General features: G+C 73.7%; 16 protein-coding genes and 1 pseudogene. 6 read left to right on the top strand and 11 right to left on the bottom strand.

Annotation, left to right across the window (positions count from 1 at the left end; translation table 11 throughout):
- Both ABD296_RS30975 and ABD296_RS30970 read left to right on the top strand, forming a co-directional pair.
- Positions 1-444 (top strand): annotated as a pseudogene (locus tag ABD296_RS30975) (hypothetical protein); the annotation flags it as partial.
- A 159-nt stretch (positions 445-603) separates the two neighbouring features.
- Positions 604-1,578 (top strand): hypothetical protein, encoded by a 975-nt coding sequence (locus ABD296_RS30970; RefSeq protein WP_344275103.1) that lies wholly within the window; start codon positions 604-606, stop codon positions 1,576-1,578.
- Positions 1,579-1,633: 55 nt separating this feature from the next.
- Here the strand turns inward: ABD296_RS30970 and ABD296_RS30965 are convergent, their stop codons facing one another.
- The 7 genes from ABD296_RS30965 to ABD296_RS30935 all read right to left on the bottom strand — a co-directional run bounded on the left by ABD296_RS30965 (position 1,634) and on the right by ABD296_RS30935 (position 9,473).
- On the bottom strand, positions 1,634-2,389 hold the full coding sequence (locus ABD296_RS30965) for an SDR family NAD(P)-dependent oxidoreductase (protein WP_344275100.1): 756 nt from the start codon (positions 2,387-2,389) through the stop codon (positions 1,634-1,636).
- Positions 2,386-3,234: an ABC transporter permease gene (locus ABD296_RS30960; RefSeq protein ID WP_344275098.1), complete on the bottom strand. Its 849-nt coding sequence runs from the start codon at positions 3,232-3,234 to the stop codon at positions 2,386-2,388. Before ABD296_RS30960 ends, ABD296_RS30965 begins: the two co-directional genes overlap by 4 nt.
- Positions 3,231-4,154 carry an ABC transporter permease gene (locus ABD296_RS30955; protein WP_344275095.1) on the bottom strand — a complete coding sequence of 308 codons (924 nt, stop codon included), beginning with the start codon at positions 4,152-4,154 and terminating at the stop codon, positions 3,231-3,233. Before ABD296_RS30955 ends, ABD296_RS30960 begins: the two co-directional genes overlap by 4 nt.
- Positions 4,154-5,263, bottom strand: coding sequence for an ABC transporter ATP-binding protein (locus ABD296_RS30950; protein ID WP_344275092.1), 1,110 nt, complete (start codon positions 5,261-5,263; stop codon positions 4,154-4,156). Before ABD296_RS30950 ends, ABD296_RS30955 begins: the two co-directional genes overlap by 1 nt.
- Before the next feature lie 64 nt (positions 5,264-5,327).
- Positions 5,328-6,548 carry an extracellular solute-binding protein gene (locus ABD296_RS30945; protein ID WP_344275090.1) on the bottom strand — a complete coding sequence of 407 codons (1,221 nt, stop codon included), beginning with the start codon at positions 6,546-6,548 and terminating at the stop codon, positions 5,328-5,330.
- A 29-nt stretch (positions 6,549-6,577) separates the two neighbouring features.
- Positions 6,578-7,606, bottom strand: coding sequence for a LacI family DNA-binding transcriptional regulator (locus ABD296_RS30940; protein ID WP_344275087.1), 1,029 nt, complete (start codon positions 7,604-7,606; stop codon positions 6,578-6,580).
- Positions 7,607-7,760: 154 nt separating this feature from the next.
- Positions 7,761-9,473, bottom strand: a complete 1,713-nt coding sequence (locus ABD296_RS30935) for an MFS transporter (protein ID WP_344275084.1) — start codon at positions 9,471-9,473, stop codon at positions 7,761-7,763.
- 157 nt (positions 9,474-9,630) lie between these two features.
- Here ABD296_RS30935 and ABD296_RS30930 point away from each other — a divergent pair, with 157 nt between their 5' ends.
- The 3 genes from ABD296_RS30930 to cobM are packed head-to-tail and all read left to right on the top strand — an operon-like array spanning position 9,631 to position 12,033.
- Positions 9,631-10,041 carry a pyridoxamine 5'-phosphate oxidase family protein gene (locus ABD296_RS30930; protein ID WP_344275080.1) on the top strand — a complete coding sequence of 137 codons (411 nt, stop codon included), beginning with the start codon at positions 9,631-9,633 and terminating at the stop codon, positions 10,039-10,041.
- Positions 10,034-11,296, top strand: a complete 1,263-nt coding sequence (cbiE, locus tag ABD296_RS30925) for a precorrin-6y C5,15-methyltransferase (decarboxylating) subunit CbiE (protein ID WP_344275077.1) — start codon at positions 10,034-10,036, stop codon at positions 11,294-11,296. The genes ABD296_RS30930 and cbiE overlap by 8 nt, the downstream gene beginning before the upstream one ends.
- Complete coding sequence (gene cobM / locus ABD296_RS30920) at positions 11,293-12,033, top strand: precorrin-4 C(11)-methyltransferase (protein WP_344275074.1); 741 nt, start codon at positions 11,293-11,295, stop codon at positions 12,031-12,033. The genes cbiE and cobM overlap by 4 nt, the downstream gene beginning before the upstream one ends.
- Before the next feature lie 73 nt (positions 12,034-12,106).
- Here the strand turns inward: cobM and ABD296_RS30915 are convergent, their stop codons facing one another.
- Positions 12,107-13,144: a cobalt-precorrin-5B (C(1))-methyltransferase gene (locus ABD296_RS30915; RefSeq protein ID WP_344275071.1), complete on the bottom strand. Its 1,038-nt coding sequence runs from the start codon at positions 13,142-13,144 to the stop codon at positions 12,107-12,109.
- Between the two features lie 41 nt (positions 13,145-13,185).
- Here ABD296_RS30915 and ABD296_RS30910 point away from each other — a divergent pair, with 41 nt between their 5' ends.
- A complete protein-coding gene (locus tag ABD296_RS30910; protein ID WP_344275108.1) occupies positions 13,186-13,935 on the top strand; it encodes a cobalt-precorrin-6A reductase in 750 nt (249 codons plus the stop codon).
- On the opposite strand, the gene cobJ is transcribed toward ABD296_RS30910, so the two are convergent.
- Genes cobJ through ABD296_RS30895 form a run of 3 tightly spaced genes read right to left on the bottom strand, consistent with a single transcriptional unit; the run spans position 13,923 to position 17,190 of the window.
- The gene (gene cobJ / locus ABD296_RS30905) at positions 13,923-15,425 is read right to left on the bottom strand and encodes a precorrin-3B C(17)-methyltransferase (RefSeq protein ID WP_344275068.1); all 1,503 of its coding nucleotides are present in this window, start codon (positions 15,423-15,425) and stop codon (positions 13,923-13,925) included. The two genes, ABD296_RS30910 and cobJ, sit on opposite strands and share 13 nt — an antisense overlap.
- A complete protein-coding gene (locus ABD296_RS30900; RefSeq protein ID WP_344275063.1) occupies positions 15,425-16,045 on the bottom strand; it encodes a precorrin-8X methylmutase in 621 nt (206 codons plus the stop codon). Before ABD296_RS30900 ends, cobJ begins: the two co-directional genes overlap by 1 nt.
- Complete coding sequence (locus ABD296_RS30895) at positions 16,042-17,190, bottom strand: precorrin-3B synthase (RefSeq protein ID WP_344275060.1); 1,149 nt, start codon at positions 17,188-17,190, stop codon at positions 16,042-16,044. The genes ABD296_RS30900 and ABD296_RS30895 overlap by 4 nt, the downstream gene beginning before the upstream one ends.
- Positions 17,191-17,236 lie beyond the last annotated feature (46 nt).

Here is a 17,236-nt window from a genome sequence, read left to right as displayed (position 1 = left end):
TCACCGGCGGCCCTGAAGCGGGCGGCGGCCGCGTCCCGGGAGCCCGCGCCGGCCCCGGAGCCCGAGCCCGACCCGGAGCTGGCCGTCGTCAGCGCCGCCGCGCGCGGCGGCCTCAACGGCCGCAGCACGCTCGGCACCCCGCACGAGGACCCGGCGCCGGCGGCCCCCGACCCGGAGAACCTGCGCACCATCGTCATCGATGTCCTCGAGCGCCGGCACGGCGACATCGCCGCGACGCTCGACGAGGTGCGCGCCGAGGGCTACGTCTGCGACGAGGCCGACATCCGCCGGATCAGCGACAACCACTGGTTCCCCTACGCGGTCTACCGGCTGCTCGCCAAGCACCACGGCGACGGCGAGCTGGTCGCCCAGGAGCTGGCCGCGCAGGGCATCTCCTACGACCAGGGCGCGCTGGACGAGCTCGTCCGCTCCTGGCGCGTCTGACCCATCGTCCTTTCCGGGACCGGTCGTCCGAAATGGCGGCCGGTCCCGTCCTTTTCCCGGTCCATTGCGGCCCGCATCCGCTTTCCCGGCCATCCCCGCCGTTCCCGTGCGACGCTGGACGCGCTTCTCATGCCGCATCAGCGATGCCGGGAGAGACCCATGAAGACGCAACTGCTCGCCGTGGCCGCCGCGGCCGCGCTCGGCGGGGCCGTCACCGGGTACCTGGCGGCCCCCTCCCCCGGGGACGCCGCCGCCCGTCCCGCCTCCGCCTCCCTCGCCACCGGAACGCTGCACGCCGCGCTGAACATGCCGGACGGCGACCGCGCCAAGGCCGCCGCGCTCGGCTACAACCTGTTCGACGTGGACCCCGACAAGGACGAGATCGCCTCCCTGCCGAAGGGGGGACGCGCGCTGCTGTGGGTCGGCAACACCACCTGCGGCGAGTTCCAGCAGAACAGCACGTCCGCGTTCGCCGACACGGTGAAGCGGTTCGCCGGCGACGACCGCGTCTACGGCTGGTACCTGTCGGACGAGCCGAACCCCGACCAGTGCCCCGGCATCGCCGGCGAGCTGCGGCAACGGGCCGACATCGTGCACCGGTACGCGCCCGGGCAGAAGGCGTTCGCGTCGCTGACGGACTGGCCGATGGCGCCGCTGAAGACGTCGGAGACCCATCTGGACCTGATCGGGCTCGACCCCTACCCGTGCAGGACGGGCGGCGGCGGATGCGACTTGAAGGCGATCGACCGGATGGTCGGGCAGGCGAGGCGCGCCGGGTTCGCCACGAAGGCGATCGTCCCGGTGTTCCAGACGTTCGGGCAGTCGTGCAGCGACGGGGAGAAGAACTGGCGGCTGCCGGACGCCGGCGAGATGACGGCGATCCTGAACCGGTGGGACCGGCTCGTCCCGCGGCCCGCGTTCGACATCAGCTACTCGTGGGGCCGGCAGGACGCCTGGGCGTGCCCGGCACTGGCGGACGCGGACGGCCGGTCCGGCAACCCCGACCTGCAGGCCGTCATGAAGAGGCACAACCTGCGCCGCACCGGCCCGGGCGTTCCCGGACGCGACCCGGCGCCCTCGCCGAGCCCCACAACGACGGGCTCCTGCCCCGCACCGGCGGGAACGAAGCCCTAGCCCTCTTCCGGCGCCGTTGGTGCCGCCGCAGGAGCGCTGCGGCGGCACCACGCGGTCAGTCGCGCAACTGCTCCTGGGACGGGTCGGTGCGCAGCCGGGCGTGCAGGCCGCCGTCCAGGTGCAGGACGTGCCCGTTCAGCTGCGCCGCCGCCGGGGACGCCAGGAACAGCGCCGCGTCCGCGACCTCCTCGGGGGAGGTCGTGCGGCCGGACGGGATGTCGGTGGCGGGCCGCACCGCCCCGACGACGCTGGCCGGGGCGATGCAGTTCGCCCGGATGCCGAGGCCGCCGAGCTCCACCGCGATCGCCCGGCTGAGCGCCTCGATGCCCGCCTTGGTGACGTCGTAGACGCTCTGGTCCTCGTGGGCGCGGGACCCGCCGGGCGACGACATGCTGACGATCGCGCCGCCGCGCCCGGCGTCCCGCCAGTACCGGACGGCGCGGACCGACAGCAGGTACACCGAGCGCAGGTTCGCCGCGACGACCGCGTCCCACACCCCCGCCTCGATGTCGGCGAAGGGGGTGCGCAGCTCGGTCATCGCGGCGTTGTTGACCAGGACGTCCAGGCCGCCGCCGGCGGCGCGCAGCCGCTCGAACACCGCGTCGGCGACGTCCTCGCGGGCCAGGTCGCCGGCCAGCACGTCCACGCCGGGCGCGCCGTCGTGGACCTTCAGCCCGTCGGCGTCCACGTCGACGGCCAGCACCCGCGCGCCGGCGCCGGCGAACCGGGCGACCAGGGCGCGGCCGATCAGCCCGGCCGCCCCCGTCACCACGACCCGCTCGCCCCGGTAGTCGAACCGTACGGCGCTCATTCGGCCTGGGCCTCCCTCACCTGCGCGACGATCTGCGTCGGGTTGACGAATATCAGGGCGATGACCAGCAGCACCGCCGACACCGCCATGTACATCACGGCCATCGCGTCGATGGCCTGCGCGGCCCGGATGCCCGGGGTGAACGCGGCGCTGTAGAGCGCGACGATGAGGGTCTGGCTGTCGGCGTCCGCGACGAGGAACGTCAGCTCGAACATCGCGACGGTCCGCACCAGCACCAGGATCCCGGCGGCCAGGATGCCGGGCAGCAGCAGCGGCACCAGCACACGCGCGAACACCTGCCCGGTGCGGGCCCCGCACATCCGCGCCGCCGACTCCACGTTGGCGTCGATCTGCTCGACGAACGGCGTCATCACCAGCACGACGAACGGCAGCGCGGGGACGAGGTTCGCCGCGATGACGCCGGTCAGCGTCCCCGCCAGGTGCACCTTGTACAGGACGGTCGCGAGCGGGATGCCGTAGGTGATCGGCGGCAGCAGCACCGGCAGGAACAGCAGGAACATCACGATCCGCTTGCCGGGGAAGTCGCGGCGCGCGAGCGCGTACGCGGCGGGGACGCCGAGCAGCAACGCGATCGCGACCACCGCGAGCGTCACCTCCAGCGTGACGCGCAGGACGTCGCCGAGGCCGAACTCCTCCCACGCGTCGGAGTACCACGCCTTGGTGAAGCCCTCGGGCAGCCATCCCCCGAACCAGCGGGTCCCGAACGAGTCGACGACCACGGAGAAGATCAGCGCGGCCAGGTTGACCAGGAAGAACGCGACGCAGATCCACACGATCCAGCTGCCGAGGCGGCCGCGCGGGCGCGCGGCGGACACGATGCTCACGATCCCTTCCCTCCCGTCGCGGGCCCGGTGTAGAGGCGGCCGCGCAGCAGCAGCGTCACCGAGATGACCAGCAATTCGAACAGGCCCATCAGCACGGCGATGGTCGAGGCCATCGAGTAGTCGTACTTCTCGAACGCCGCCTGGTAGGCGGCGATCGCCATCACCCGCGTCTCCCCGGCCGGCTGGCCGACGAGGTTCGCGGACGGGAAAACCGAGAACGCCAGCACGAACGCGAGGACGAACGTGGTGGCGAGGCCGGGCGCCAGCAGCGGCAGGACGACGCGGCGCATCCGCTGCCACGGCCCGGCGCCGAGCGTCGCGGCGGCCCGTTCCAGCGTCGGGTCGATGCCCGACATGTACGCCAGGACGAGCAGGAACGCGAACGGGAACCCGGTGATGAGCAGCGAGAACAGCACGCCCCAGTAGTTGTAGATCAGCCGGACCGGGTGGTCGACCAGCCCGATGTCGAGCAGGACCCGGTTGAACCAGCCCTTCGGGCCGAGATATCGGAGGATGCCGTCCGCCACCAGGACCGTTCCGAGCGTGACCGGCAGGACCAGCACCGCCGTCAGCAGCCGGCGGCCCCGGAACCGGCCGCGCAGCCGGTACGCGATCGGCACGGACGCGCCGACGTTGATCAGCGCGGCCGGCAGCGCGAGCCGCAGCGTCTTCCACACCGTGCTCCGCTGGTAGGAGTCCTGGAAGAACTCGCGGTAGTTCGCGAGCGCGCCGCCGCCGTGCATCGGCTGCAGCGACAGCCCGACCCCGTACATCATCGGGTACAGGAACAGCAGCACGACGATGAGCAGCGCGGGGAGCAGCAGGAGCAGCACCCGGTCGACGCCGCGTTCGGCGAGCCGGTGCCGCAGGCCGCCCCGCGCCTTCGCCGGTGCGGGACGCGCGGGGGCGTCGACGGCCATCACCCTTCCCCCTCGTCCGCGAACACGAGCACGCGCTCCGGCGGGACGGTCAGGACGACCCGCTCCCCCGGCGCGATCCGCTCCGGCGACCGGAAATGGATGACCCGCCCGCCGTCGGTCACGCCCTCGGCGGCGACCTCGCGGCCGTGGAACTCCGACACCTCGACCCGCACGGCCACGGCGTTCGGGGGCTCGGGCTCCGCCGCCGCGACCCGGAAGTCCTCGGGCCGGACGGCCGCGACCGCCCGCGTCCCCTCGACGGCCTCCTGGGCGACGCCGGTCAGCTCCAAGCCGTCCCGCTCGCCGAGCGTCACCCGCCCGTCCCCGGCCGACAGCACGGGCAGTTCCAGCAGGTTCCGGTACCCCATGAACCCGGCGATGTAGGTGCTCGCGGGGTAGGTGTAGACCTCCTCGGGCGTGCCGATCTGCTCGACGCGCCCCGCCCGCAGCACCACGACCCGGTCGGCGAGCGCGAGCGCCTCCTCCTGGTCGTGCGTCACGTACACGGTGGTCAGGCCGAGGTCCTGGTGGATGCGGCGGATCTCGGTGCGCATCTGGACGCGCAGCTTCGCGTCCAGGTTCGACAGCGGCTCGTCCATCAGCACGAGCCGGGGCCGCAGCACGATCGCGCGGGCGATCGCCACCCGCTGCTGCTGACCGCCCGACAGCTGGCCGGGCAGCTTGTGCTCGTGCTCGGTCAGCTCCACCATGCGCAGCGCCTCGTCCACGCGCCGCGCCGTCTCCGCCTTCCCGACGCGCCGGACCGACAGCCCGAACGCCACGTTCTTGCGGACCGACAGGTGCGGGAACAGCGCGTAGTTCTGGAACACCATCCCGAACCCGCGCCGCTCGGGCGGCAGCCCGTCGATGCGCTCGTCGTCCAGCCAGATGCCGCCCTCCGACAGCGGCAGCAGCCCGGCCAGGCAGTTCAGCGCGGTCGACTTGCCGCACCCGGACGGCCCGAGCAGCGCGAGGAACTCCCCGCCCTCGATCCGCAGGTCGAGCCCGCTCAGCGCCACCGCCTTCCCGAACCGCCGCGTCACGCCCTCCAGCCGCAGCGCCCCGAACGTCCCCCGCGCGCCCCGCGCCGCCACCACCTCCGCCGTCATGACCCACCTCCCGAGGACGCGGAGCCTGCGGAGTGTCCTCGTTCCGATTTCACCGTTCGCGCCGTCATGACTTCTTGACCTTTTGGCCGCCGATCTCGCGGTCCCAGCGGTCGAAGGCGGCGACCATGGCCTTGGCGTCGAGGGGTGGGGCCTTGGGGTTGTCGGCGATGAGCCTGTCGTACTCGGGGCGGCCGTACTCCTGGATGACCTTCTGGCTCTCGGCCGGCGCCATCGACAGCGTCACGCCCTTCACGGCGGGGCCGGGGTAGAAGTAGCCCTTGTCGTAGGTGACGGCCTGCTGCTGCGGGGTGAGCGCGAACTTCATGAGGTCGGCGAGGACGGCGAGCTTGCCGCCGGACACGCCCTTCGGCACGACCATGTAGTGCGCGTCGGTGACCCAGGTGAAGCCGTCGAGCGACTGGACCCCGACGTTCTTCGGGACCTGGCCGAGGGCGCGGGGGTTGATGTCCCAGCCGGTGGTGGTGAGGATGATGTCGCGGGAGCCCTCGCCGAGTTCCTTCATGGTCTGCGAGGTGCCGGTCGGGTAGTAGTCGACGTACTTGCCGAGTTCCTTGAGGTAGGCCCAGGTCTTGGACCAGCCGTTCACCGGGTCCATCGGGTTGGAGTCCTTGAGGATGTAGGGCAGGCCCATCAGCCAGGTGCGGCCGGGCCCGGAGTTGGCGGGACGCGCGTATTCGAGGCGCTTCGGGTGCGCCTTCGCCCAGGCGAGCAGGTCCTGCGCGGTCTTCGGCGGGTTCGGGACGGTCTTGGGGTTGTACTCCAGCAGCGGGCCGGACGGGTAGTAGGTGACGACGACGCCCTTGCCCTGCGCGAGGTCCTGCATCTTCGCGGCGGGGTCCTGGTAGATCGACTTCACGTCGGGGAGCTTGCCGGCGTACTTGCCGAGCAGGTCGACCCAGAGGTTCTGCTCCAGCCCGGCGGACAGGCCGTCGGTGCCGGTGAGGACGAGGTCGATGTCGAGGCGCCCGGCGTCCTGCTGCGCCTTGACCTTGCCGGCCAGCTCGGGCGCGGTGACCTTGATATAGGTGATCTTGTTGACGAGCTTCGGATGGGTCTTCTGGTAGTTCTCGAAGATCGGCTGGGTGAGCTGGAGGTTGCCGGCGACGTCCACGATGTTGAGCGTGACCGGCTTGGACGGGAGCTTGACGTCGGCGGGCGAGGGCTCGGAGATCGACTTGCCACCGGAGTCGGGGGCGCCGCAGGCGGCGACCAGGGCGGCGGTGGCGGCGGAGAGGGCGAGGACGGCGGTTCGGGGGATTCGCATGGGGTGGGTCCTCCAGGGCGGGCCGGCGCTCAGATCGGCCCGGTGGTGCCTCGGATGAGGAGACGGGTCGCCAGCTCGGCGGCCGGCGGGGGCGGGGGCGCGCCCGGCGCCCCCTCGGCGAGCATCGCGTGCATGGCGGCGGCCGCGGCCCTGGCCAGGGCGGTCACGGGCATCGCCACGGTGGTGAGGGGCGGATGGGTCATCGACGCCATCGGGACGTCGTCGAAGCCGACGAGGCTGAGCCCGCCCGGTGTCCCGGGCCGGGCGGGGACGGGGACGCCGCGCGCGGTGAGCCGGGACAGCACCCCGAGCGCGACGAGGTCGTTGTAGGCGAACACGGCGGTCACGTCCTGCGCGAGCACCTCGTCGGCGGCGCGGAAGCCGCCGGTGAAGCGCGGTTCGTACGGGCCGAGCTCGACCAGTTCGATGCCGCGTGCGGCGCAGCCGGCCGCCAGGTACCTGCGCCGCTGCCGGTTGGACCAGGAGTTGGCCGGTCCGGCGAGGTAGGCGCAGCGGCGGTGGCCGAGCGCGTGCACGTGCGCGACGGCCTGCTCCATGCCGGGCCGGAAGTCCAGCAGGACCGACGGCGCGGCACGGCTGACCCGGTTGGCCAGCACGATCGTGGTCTTGGACGCGACGGTGCGCAGCCGCGTCCCGGACATGCGGGGGGCGCACAGGATCAGCCCGTCCACCCGTTCGGACATGGCCTCGGCGAGCCGGACCTCGGTCGCGGTGTCCTCGTCGGTGTCGGCGAGGAACACCGCGTACTCGGTGTCGCGGAAGTGCGCCTCCACGCCCTTGATGAACGGCGCGTAGAAGGGGTTGGCGATGTCGGGGACGATCAGCCCGACGTTGCGGGTGCGGCCGAGGACCAGGGACTGCGCCGCCCGGTTGGGCTGGTAGCCCAGCCGGTCGGCGCATTCGAGCACGCGCCGCCGGGTCTCGGCGTTGACCAGCTCGGGGGCGTTCAGGGCGCGCGAGACCGTCGAGGCGGACACCCCGGCGAGCCTCGCCACGGCCCGGATCGTCGCCCGGGAGCCGTCAGGGGCGGTGCTCATGCCCGGAAGTATGAAAACGTTTGTGGTACACGTCAATGGGGCGGCGGCGGTGAATCCGGCCGGACAGGGCCGCCCCCCCGCGCGCGGGCGCCGCCGGGGGGTTCCGGAGCGGGGTCTGGCGTGCGGGCCGTGCGGGACCCGCGCCGGGCGGCGGCTAGGAGGCGTCCTTCCCGGCCTTCACCGGCTCGGGCGCGTCCGTCGCCGCGTCGTCGTGCACGTAACGGCGGCCGCGCAGAAGCGAGGCGAGCGCCGCGATCAGCGACATGGCGATCGCCAGGCTGAACACGATCACCAGGCCGTGGTGGAACGGGTCGGCGATCAGGTGCGGGAAGTACGAGCGGCCGGTGAGCGTGGCGACGTCGTGCGGGTCCAGCCTGCCCAGCACGCCGAACGGCTCCAGCAGGTTCTGGATCGGGTTGTAGCCGAGGAACGCGGCGAACAGCGTCCCGACCGGCGGGGTCTGGCCGACCTGGGCCGCGACGCCCGCCGGGACGCCGTGCGAGGTCAGCCCGCCGGTCAGCGTCTTCGGCAGCGAGTTCGACAGCCCGGCGATCATCAGCGAGAAGAACACGCCGATGGACAGCACCATGCCGGCGTTCATGAAGGTGGCGCGCATGCCGGACGCGGCGCCGCGCTGCCCGGCCGGCACCGCGTTCATGATCGCGGTGGTGTTGGGCGCGGCGAACAGCCCCGAGCCGACCCCGTTGAGGAAGATCAGCGCCGCGAAGGCCCAGTAGTTGAAGTCCGTCGGGATCAGCAGCAGCCCGAGGAAGGCCAGCGCGGACAGCGCCAGCCCCCCGGAGGCGAACGCGCGGGCCCCGTGCCGGTCGGACAGGTGGCCCGAGATCGGCCCGGCGACCAGGAACCCGAGGGTCAGCGGCAGCAGGTAGATGCCGGCCCACAGCGGGGTGTCCTCGAAGTCGTAGCCGTGCAGCGGCAGCCAGATGCCCTGCAGCCAGATGATCAGCATGAACTGCATGCCGCCGCGGGAGATCGCGGCGAGCAGGCCCGCCGCGTTCCCGGCCGCGAACGCGCGGATCTTGAAGAGCCCGAGGTGGAACATGGGCTCGTCCACCTTGGTCTCGATGAGGCAGAACACCGCCAGGACCGCGGCGCCGCCGATGACGCCGGCCAGCACCCAGGGGTTCGTCCAGCCCATGTCGTGCCCGCCGTACGGCTGGATGCCGTAGGTGATCCCGGCGAGCAGCGCGGTCAGCCCGACGGCGAAGGTGGCGTTGCCGACCCAGTCGATCTTGGTGCTGAGCGACCGCTTGGCGGTCTCGATGAGGCTGCGGTAGGCCCAGAGGGTGCCGATCAGGCCGATCGGGGCGGAGGCGAAGAACACCAGCCGCCAGTTGACCTCGCTCAGCAGCCCGCCGGCGACCAGGCCGAGGAAGCTGCCCGCGATGCCGGCGACCTGGTTGACGCCCATGGCCATGCCGCGCCGGTCGGCCGGGAACGCGTCGGTGAGGATCGCGGCGGAGTTGGCCATCAGCATGGCGCCGCCGATGCCCTGGAACACCCGCCAGGCGATCAGCCAGATCGCGCCCGCGCCGCCGTGCAGCGGGTCGAGCCCGAGCGCGACCGTCCCGACCGTGAAGACCGCGAAGCCCGCGTTGTACATGCGGACGCGCCCGAACATGTCGCCGAGCCGGCCGAGCGTCACCACCAGGACGGCCGAGACGAGCATGTAGCCCATCAGGACCCACAGCAGGTAGCTGACGTTGCCCGGTTCGAGGGGGTTCAGATGGATGCCGCGGAAGATCGCCGGCAGCGAGATGATCACGATCGAGGAGTTGACCGTGGCCAGCAGCATGCCCAGCGTCGTGTTGCTCAGCGCGACCCACGGATAGTGCTTGGTCGGCACGCTCTCCCCTCCCCAAGAAATAGTTTCTTGCGCTAACTAATCATATAGCGCGACAAATCCGCCAGCGCGGCGGACGGCGGGACCATGTCACCTCCCCGTCCGTACGTTCTCCCCCAGGGCCGTGGGATCCTGCTGACCACCGTGAGGAGAGGACGAGATGCAGGCGACACGACACCGGCTGAGCCTGGACGACGAGCGGGTGCGGGCGTTCTGGCGGGAGCGGCGGGTGTGCACGCTGGTCACGGTCCGTCCGGACGGCACGCCGCACGCGGTCCCGGTGGGCGCGACGCTGGACGCCGGCGCCGGGCTGGTGCGCGTGATCACCTCGGGCGGGTCGGCGAAGGCGCGGCACGTGCGCGCGGCGGGCGAGGCGGGGCTCCCGGTCGCGGTGAGCCAGGTGGACGGCCGGCACTGGGTGACGGTCGAGGGCCGGGCCGTCCTGAAGGACGACGCGGCGTCCGTCGCGGACGCGGAGCGGCGCTACGCCGAGCGCTACAAGCCCCCGCGCGCGAATCCGCAGCGGGTCGTCATCGAGATCGCGGTCGGGCGGGTGCTGGGCAATGTCTGACGACGAGAGCACGTCCAACGGCACGACAAGGCCCGATATACACGCCGTGGACGCCCCGGAAGGCCCGGAGGCCCCGGACGTCTGGGTCGTCGGCATCGGCGCGGACGGCTGGGACGGGCTGACCGAGGCCGCGCGGGACGCGTTCCGCAAGGCGGAAGTGATCATGGGCGGGCCGCGGCACCTGGGCCTGCTGCCGGCCCTGGACGCCGAGCGGGCGCTGTGGCCGTCGCCGATGCTGCCGGGGCTGGCCGCGCTGTTCGAGGCGCACCGCGGGCGCCGGATCGCGGTCGCGGCGAGCGGCGACCCGCTGTTCCACGGGGTCGGCACGACGCTCGTCCGGCTGCTGGGCGCCGGCCGGGTGCGGGTTTTGCCGCACGCGTCGTCGCTGTCGCTGGCCTGCGCGCGGCTCGGCTGGCCGGTCGAGGACACCGAGGTCGTGAGCGCGGTGGGCCGGCCGCTGTCGGTGCTGAACGCGGTGCTGGCGCCGGGCCGGCGGGTGCTGGTGCTTAGCGCGGGCGCGGACACGCCCGCCGAGGTCAGAGCGCTGCTGGACGAGCGCGGCTACGGCGCCAGCGAGGTGACCGTCCTGGAGCGGCTGGGCGCGGAGGACGAGCGCGTCGGCCCGGTCCCGGACGATCCGGGCGCGCTGAACGTCGTCGCGATCCGCTGCGCCGGGCCGGGGACGTCCGTCGTGCCGGGGCTGCCGGACGACTCCTACGACCACGACGGGCAGATCACCAAGCGGGAGGTCCGCGCGATCACCCTCGCCCGGCTGGGGCCCGTCCCGGGCGAGCTGCTCTGGGACGTGGGGGGCGGCGCGGGCAGCATCGGGATCGAGTGGATGCGCGCGCACCGGTCCTGCCGGGCGATCGCGATCGAGGAGCGGGAGCGGCGCGCGGCGCGGATCGAGGCGAACGCGGCGGCGCTGGGCGTCCCGGGCCTGCGCGTGGTCGTCGGCGAGGCGCCCGCCGCGCTGGCGGGGCTGCCCGCCCCGGACGCGGTCTTCATCGGCGGCGGGGTCACCGCGCCGGGGATGGTGGACGCGTGCTGGGAGGCGCTGCGGCCGGGCGGGCGGCTGGTCGTCAACGCCGTCACGATCGAGTCGGAGCGGGTGGTCACGCAGGCGCGCGAGCGGCTCGGCGGCGACCTGGCCAGGATCGAGATCGGACGCGCCGGCGCGGTCGGCGGGTTCACGGGATGGCGGCCGATGATGCCGGTGACGCAGTGGGCCGTGACGCGGGGGGACGACCGGTGACCGTGCACTTCATCGGCGCCGGGCCGGGCGCCGCCGACCTGATGACGGTGCGCGGGCGCGACCTGGTCGCCGCGTCGCCGGTGTGCCTGTACGCCGGAAGCCTCGTCCCGCCGGAGGTGCTGGAGTGGTGCCCGCCCGGCGCGCGTCTCATGGACACCGCGCAGATGGTCCTGGACGACATCGTCGCCGAACTCGTCGCGGCGCACGGGCGCGGGCAGGACGTGGCGCGGCTGCACTCGGGCGACCCGTCGGTGTTCAGCGCGATGGCCGAGCAGATGCGGCGGCTGGACGCGGCGGGCGTCCCGTACGACGTGACGCCGGGCGTACCCGCGTTCGCGGCGGCGGCGGCCTCGCTGGGCCGGGAGCTGACCGTCCCGGAGGTCGGGCAGACCGTGGTGCTGACCCGCACGTCGGCGCGCGCGACCCCGATGCCGCCGGGCGAGGACCTGCGCACGCTGGGCCTCAGCCGCGCGACGATGGTGCTGCACCTGGCCGTCCAGCGGATCGACTCCGTGGTGGACGAGCTGGTCCCGAACTATGGCGGTGACTGCCCGGCCGCCGTCGTCGCCTACGCGTCCCGCGCCGACGAGGTGATCGTCCGGGGCACGCTCGCCGACATCACCGCGAAGGTCCGCGAAGCGGGCATCAAGCGGACGGCGGTGATCATCGTCGGCCGCGTCCTGACCGCCGAGAACTTCACCGACAGCCACCTGTACTCCGCCGCCCGCTGCCGCTGAACACGTTCACTTGCGGCGAGTCGTCGTTTTGACGCGCCGCATAACGACGACTCGCCGCAAGTCAACGAAAGGGTCAGGGGCCGGAGCGGCCGACGATCGCGCCGGCGCGGTCGATGACGACGACGTCGACCGCGACGGGCGCGCCGCGCAAGGTGGCCAGGGCGGTCTCCCGGGCGCGGGCCGCCACTAGGTCGCCCAGCGGGACGCCGGCCCGCTGGCAGATCTGCAGCGCGTCCAGTGCGGTGTTGGCGTTGCGGACGCGCTCGGCGGTCTCCGGGTCGCCGACCATGGCGGCGAGGACGCCGAAGTCGACCTGCGAACGCTTGGAGTGCAGGTCGAGGTGGCCGGCGGCGAGCTTGGCGAGCTTGCCGATGCCGCCCGCGATCGTCAGCCTCGGCACCGGATGCCGGCGCAGGTACTTCAGCACGGCGCCGGCGAAGTCGCCCATGTCGAGCAGCGCGTCCTCCGGCAGTCCGTGCAGCTCGGCCACGACCTTCTCGGACGTGCTGCCGGTCGCGCCCGCGACGTGCGTGCGGCCCATCGCGCGCGCGACGTCCACGCCGCGCCGGATGCTGTCGATCCACGCCGAGCACGAGTACGGGACGACGACGCCGGTCGTGCCGAGGATCGACAGCCCGCCGAGGATGCCGAGGCGCGGATTCCACGTCCTGCGGGCCAGCTCCTCGCCGTCGTCGACGGAGATCTCCACGATGACGTCCGCGTCGCCGAGGACCTCGCGCATCATCCGGCGCGGCACCGGGTTGATCGCCGGTTCGCCGACGTCGAGGGGCAGGCCGGGGCGGGTGACGGTGCCAACGCCCGGGCCCGCGCGGAACACCACGCCGCTGCCGGGTTCGCCCCGCCGGACGGTCGAGCGGACGAGCGCGTCGTGCGTGACGTCGGGGTCGTCGCCCGCGTCCTTGACGATCCCGGCGGTCGCGAACCCTTCGCCGAGCTCCTCGACGGCCAGCGCGAACGCAGGCGTCTGCCCCTTCGGCAGCGTGATCTCGACCGGGTCGGGGAACTCGCCGGTCAGCAGCGCGGCGTGCGCGGCCTTCGTCGCGGCGGTCGCGCACGCCCCGGTCGTCCAGCCGTAGCGGAGATCGCTCACGGCCGTACCATGCCTTCGTGACCCTGCCCGTGGAAGAGGCCATGCCCGTGGAAGAGACCAGGCGTGTTCTCCTGCTCGGCGGGACCGGTGAGGCGCGGCGGCTGGCCGGAGCCCTCGCCGCCGATCCCCGCTACGACGTGACCAGCTCCCTCGCCGGCCGGACGGCCGACCCCGGCCTGCCGCCCGGCCGCACCCGCATCGGCGGGTTCGGCGGCCCGGACGGGCTCGCGGCCTGGCTGCGCGAGGAGCGGATCGGCGCGGTCGTCGACGCCACGCATCCGTTCGCCGCGCTGATGACCGAATCCGCCGTGGTCGCGGCGGGGCGGACCGAGGTCCCGCTGCTGGTGCTGCGCCGTCCCGGCTGGACGGAGGGGCCGGGCGACGACTGGCGGCGCGTCCCGTCCCTGGAGGCCGCCGCCGCGAGCCTGCCCGGCGAGCGGGTCTTCCTGACGACCGGCCGCAAGAACCTCGCGGCGTTCGCGGGCGACGCGCGGCGCTGGTTCCTGGTCCGGTCCGTCGACCCGCCGGAGCCCCCGCTGCCGCCGCGCATGGGGACCGTCCTGGCGCGCGGCCCGTTCACCGTCGAGGAGGAACTGGCGCTGATGCGCGAGCACGCGATCGACGCGCTGGTCACCAAGGACAGCGGCAGCGCGATGACGTCCGCCAAGCTCACCGCCGCCCGCACGCTGGGCGTCCCGGTCGTCATGGTCGACCGGCCGCCGGCGCCGGACGGCGTCCCGATCGCCGCGACGGTCGAGGAAGCGGTGGCCTGGCTCGCTCATGAGGGGTAGCGGCGGGGCGTGAACACGGTCGTGCGGCCGTCGCCGCGTTCGGCGACCGTCGTCTGCGACGACCCGACCAGCAGCAGCGTCCGCATGTCGACGCCGTCCGCGTCGAGGTCGGCGAGCCGGACGACCCGGACGCTCTCCTCCGGGCCGCCGACGTCGCGTCCGATGACGACCGGCGTGTCCGGCGACCGGTGCTCCAGCAGGACGTCGCGGGCTCTGGCGACCTGCTCCTTCCGGGACTTCGACGCCGGGTTGTAGATCGCGATGACCAGGTCGGCGGCAGCGGCGGCGGCGAGGCGGGACGCGATGACGTCCCACGGCTTCAGCCGGTCCGACAGTGACAGCACGCAGTAGTCGTGGCCGAGCGGCGCACCGATCCGGGACGCGACGGCGTTCGCGGCGGTCAGGCCCGGCAGGACCCGCACCGGGACGTCCTTCCAGCGGTCCTCGGCGGCGACCTCCAGCACGGCGGCGGCCATCGCGAACACGCCGGGATCGCCGGACGACACCACGGCCACGCGGCGTCCCCGCTCGGCCAGCGCCAGCGCGAACTCGGCCCGCTCCGACTCGACCCGGTTGTCGGACGGATGCCGCTCCTGCCGGGGGTTCGCGGGCACCCGCGCCAGGTAGGGCACGTATCCGACCAGGTCGTCGGCGGTGGCGAGGGCGTCCTGCGCCTCCGGGGTGAGCCATTCGCGACCCGCCGGGCCGAGCCCGACGATCGCGACCTCGCCCCGTCCCTCCCCCGTCGCGGCGGGTTCCGGCAGCTCGCGGCGGGTCTGCTCGTGCACGCGGCTCGGCAGGATCGCGACGGAGAAGTACGGGACGGTGTCCGGGTCGACGTCGGCCAGCGGGGCCGTCCGCTGCCCGTCGGTGGTGGCGCGCTCGACGTACCAGGCGTCGTCCAGCCGGCCAGCCTCCGCCAGTGCCGCGCGGACGCCGCCGAACGTCCGGCCGAGCTTCAGTACGGCGGCCGAGTCGGTGGCCTTGAGGCGCCGGGCCAGATCATCGGGCGGGAGCGTGCCCGGCAGGACGGTCAGCACCTCGTCGCGCTCCACCAGCGGGCGGCCGAGCTCGGCGGACGCGGCGCTCACCGACGTCACGCCCGGCACCACCGTCGTCGGATACCGGCCGGAGAGCCGCTTATGGAGGTGCATGTACGAGCCGTAGAAGAACGGGTCGCCCTCGCACAGCACCACCACGTTCCGGCCGGCGTCCAGGTGCTCGGCGAGCCGCGCCGCGCACCGCTCGTAGAACTCCTCCAGCACGGCCCGGTAGTCGCTGGTCGCCTCGGTGGTGACCGGGTAGATCAGCGCCTCCTCGATCTGCCCTTCGCGCAGGTGGGGGGCGGCGATGCGGCGGGCGATGCTGCGGCCGTGGCGCGCGGCGTGGTGCACGACCACGTCCGCGGCCCCGACGAGCCGGGCCGCCTTCACCGTGATCAGCTCGGGGTCGCCGGGGCCGAGCCCGACCCCGTACAGGTGTCCGGTCATCACTCTTCCTCGCTGGCGATGGCGTTGATCGCGGCGGCGGTCATGGCGCTGCCGCCGCGCCGCCCGCGCACCACCAGATGCGGCAGGCCGGACGCGGCGAGCGCGTCCTTGGACTCGGCCGCGCCGATGAACCCGACCGGGATCCCCAGCACGGCGGCGGGCCGGGGCGCGCCGTCCGCGACCATCTCCAGCAGCCGGAACAGCGCGGTCGGCGCGTTGCCGATCGCGACGACGGAGCCTTCCAGCCGGTCCCGCCACAGCTCCAGCGCGGCGGCGCTGCGGGTGGTGCCGAGCTCCGCGGCGAGCGCGGGCACCCGGGGGTCTCCGAGCGTGCAGACGACGTCGTTGCCCGCCGGGAGCCTCCGGCGGGTGACGCCCGCCGCGACCATCTGCGCGTCGCACAGGATCGGGCGCCCGTCCAGCAGGGCCCGGCGGGCGCCCGCGACGACGCCGGGCGCGTGGTCCAGGTCCCGCACCAGGTCGGTCATCCCGCACGCGTGGATCATGCGGACGGCGACCCGGGCGACGTCGTCCGGCAGCCCCGCGAGGTCCGCCTCCGCCCTGATGGTCGCGAACGACCGCCGGTAGATCTCCGCGCCGTCGCGGACGTAGTCGATCACTCGCTCCTCCGTGTCGTGGCGGCGGCCGCCGCCGTCGCCGTCAGGTCGCCGAACCCGGCGCGGACCTCGCCGCCGAGCCGCACCTCGTATCCGCCGGGGGCGGCCACCACCGCGACGTGCCGGTCGGCGGGACTGCCGCACTGCCGCTCGCAGCCCGACCAGTGCACCGGCAGCCCGCCGCCGGCCCGGCGGGCACGCGCCGCGTCGTCGCGCACGTCGGTCAGCGACTTGGCGCAGCCCGGACGGCCCGCGCAGGAGGTCAGCCCCGCCCAGTCGGGTCCGGTGACCAGGCCAGGGAAGTCTGGCACGTCCGTGATGCCGGGAACGACGACCCCCCTCCACGGAGTGACAATGATCTCCCCGGCGGCGCGCAGGCCCGCCGGGTCGAGGCGGCCGAGCGGGACCAGCCCGGAGAACGCCGTCCGCCCGTCACGCTGCGGGATCTCGCCGAGCGGCGGCCTGCGCGGCACCGCCGGGACGGCCACGGGTTCTGCTCGTTCGCCGGCCAGCGGAAGGTCGTGGCCGAGTTCGGCGACCCGCCATTCGCTCGTCCGGACCCGCAGGAACGTCCGGGCGGCGTCCAGCGCGAGGGCGGCGGCGTCCTCGGGATGAGCGCGCAGGCCGCTGTCCTTTCCGGCGAGGACCAGGGCGAACGCGTCCGGCGCCACCGCGTACAGGCCGACGTCGGCGCGCAGCGCGATCACGTCGCCGCGCCCGTCGTCCACCGCGAACAGGAACCGGCCGGGGAGGTCGACGAGGTCCGGGTCCGCGCAGAGACCGGCGTCCAGCGCCGCCACGACGGGCCGGACATCCAGCAGCCCGTTTCCGTCGCATCCGGTCAGCACGCTGCCGAGGATGTTGCGGACCCGCTCATGCGCAGCGGACGGCAGCAGCCCGGCATCGCGCAGCCGCGCGCTGAGCTCTTCCTCCGCGCCGTCCGCGAGCCCTCTGATCTGCATGTTCGCGCGCGACGTCAGCTCAAGGAACCCATCGCCCAGCTCGCTTGAGGCATCGGCGAGGGCGTCGAGTTGCGCCCGCGCCAGCGCGCCGCCGGGCAGCCGGACGCGCGCCAGCCCCCCGTCGGCGGCGGCGTGCACCCGCAGAGCACCGGGGCAGCGGTCGGGACCGGAACGCGAAGACGGCACGCCAGGATCCTAAGGCCCGCCCCGAAGGCCGGAACGACACGATCTC

The sequence above is a fragment of the Actinomadura napierensis genome, assembly GCF_039529375.1.
Classification (GTDB): Bacteria; Actinomycetota; Actinomycetes; order Streptosporangiales; family Streptosporangiaceae; genus Spirillospora; species Spirillospora napierensis.
The sequence above is the reverse complement of the archived record's forward strand: the minus strand, read 5'-3'. Positions and strand labels throughout refer to the sequence as shown.

What these genes read in the sequence shown, in the direction of transcription:
- ABD296_RS30970 (WP_344275103.1), top strand. Translation starts at nt 604, where the DNA reads ATGAAGACGCAACTGCTCGCCGTGGCCGCCGCGGCCGCGCTCGGCGGG.
- ABD296_RS30965 (WP_344275100.1), bottom strand. Translation starts at nt 2,389, where the DNA reads ATGAGCGCCGTACGGTTCGACTACCGGGGCGAGCGGGTCGTGGTGACG.
- ABD296_RS30955 (WP_344275095.1), bottom strand. Translation starts at nt 4,154, where the DNA reads ATGGCCGTCGACGCCCCCGCGCGTCCCGCACCGGCGAAGGCGCGGGGC.
- ABD296_RS30950 (WP_344275092.1), bottom strand. Translation starts at nt 5,263, where the DNA reads ATGACGGCGGAGGTGGTGGCGGCGCGGGGCGCGCGGGGGACGTTCGGG.
- ABD296_RS30945 (WP_344275090.1), bottom strand. Translation starts at nt 6,548, where the DNA reads ATGCGAATCCCCCGAACCGCCGTCCTCGCCCTCTCCGCCGCCACCGCC.
- ABD296_RS30940 (WP_344275087.1), bottom strand. Translation starts at nt 7,606, where the DNA reads ATGAGCACCGCCCCTGACGGCTCCCGGGCGACGATCCGGGCCGTGGCG.
- ABD296_RS30930 (WP_344275080.1), top strand. Translation starts at nt 9,631, where the DNA reads ATGCAGGCGACACGACACCGGCTGAGCCTGGACGACGAGCGGGTGCGG.
- cbiE (WP_344275077.1), top strand. Translation starts at nt 10,034, where the DNA reads ATGTCTGACGACGAGAGCACGTCCAACGGCACGACAAGGCCCGATATA.
- ABD296_RS30910 (WP_344275108.1), top strand. Translation starts at nt 13,186, where the DNA reads ATGCCCGTGGAAGAGACCAGGCGTGTTCTCCTGCTCGGCGGGACCGGT.
- cobJ (WP_344275068.1), bottom strand. Translation starts at nt 15,425, where the DNA reads ATGACCGGACACCTGTACGGGGTCGGGCTCGGCCCCGGCGACCCCGAG.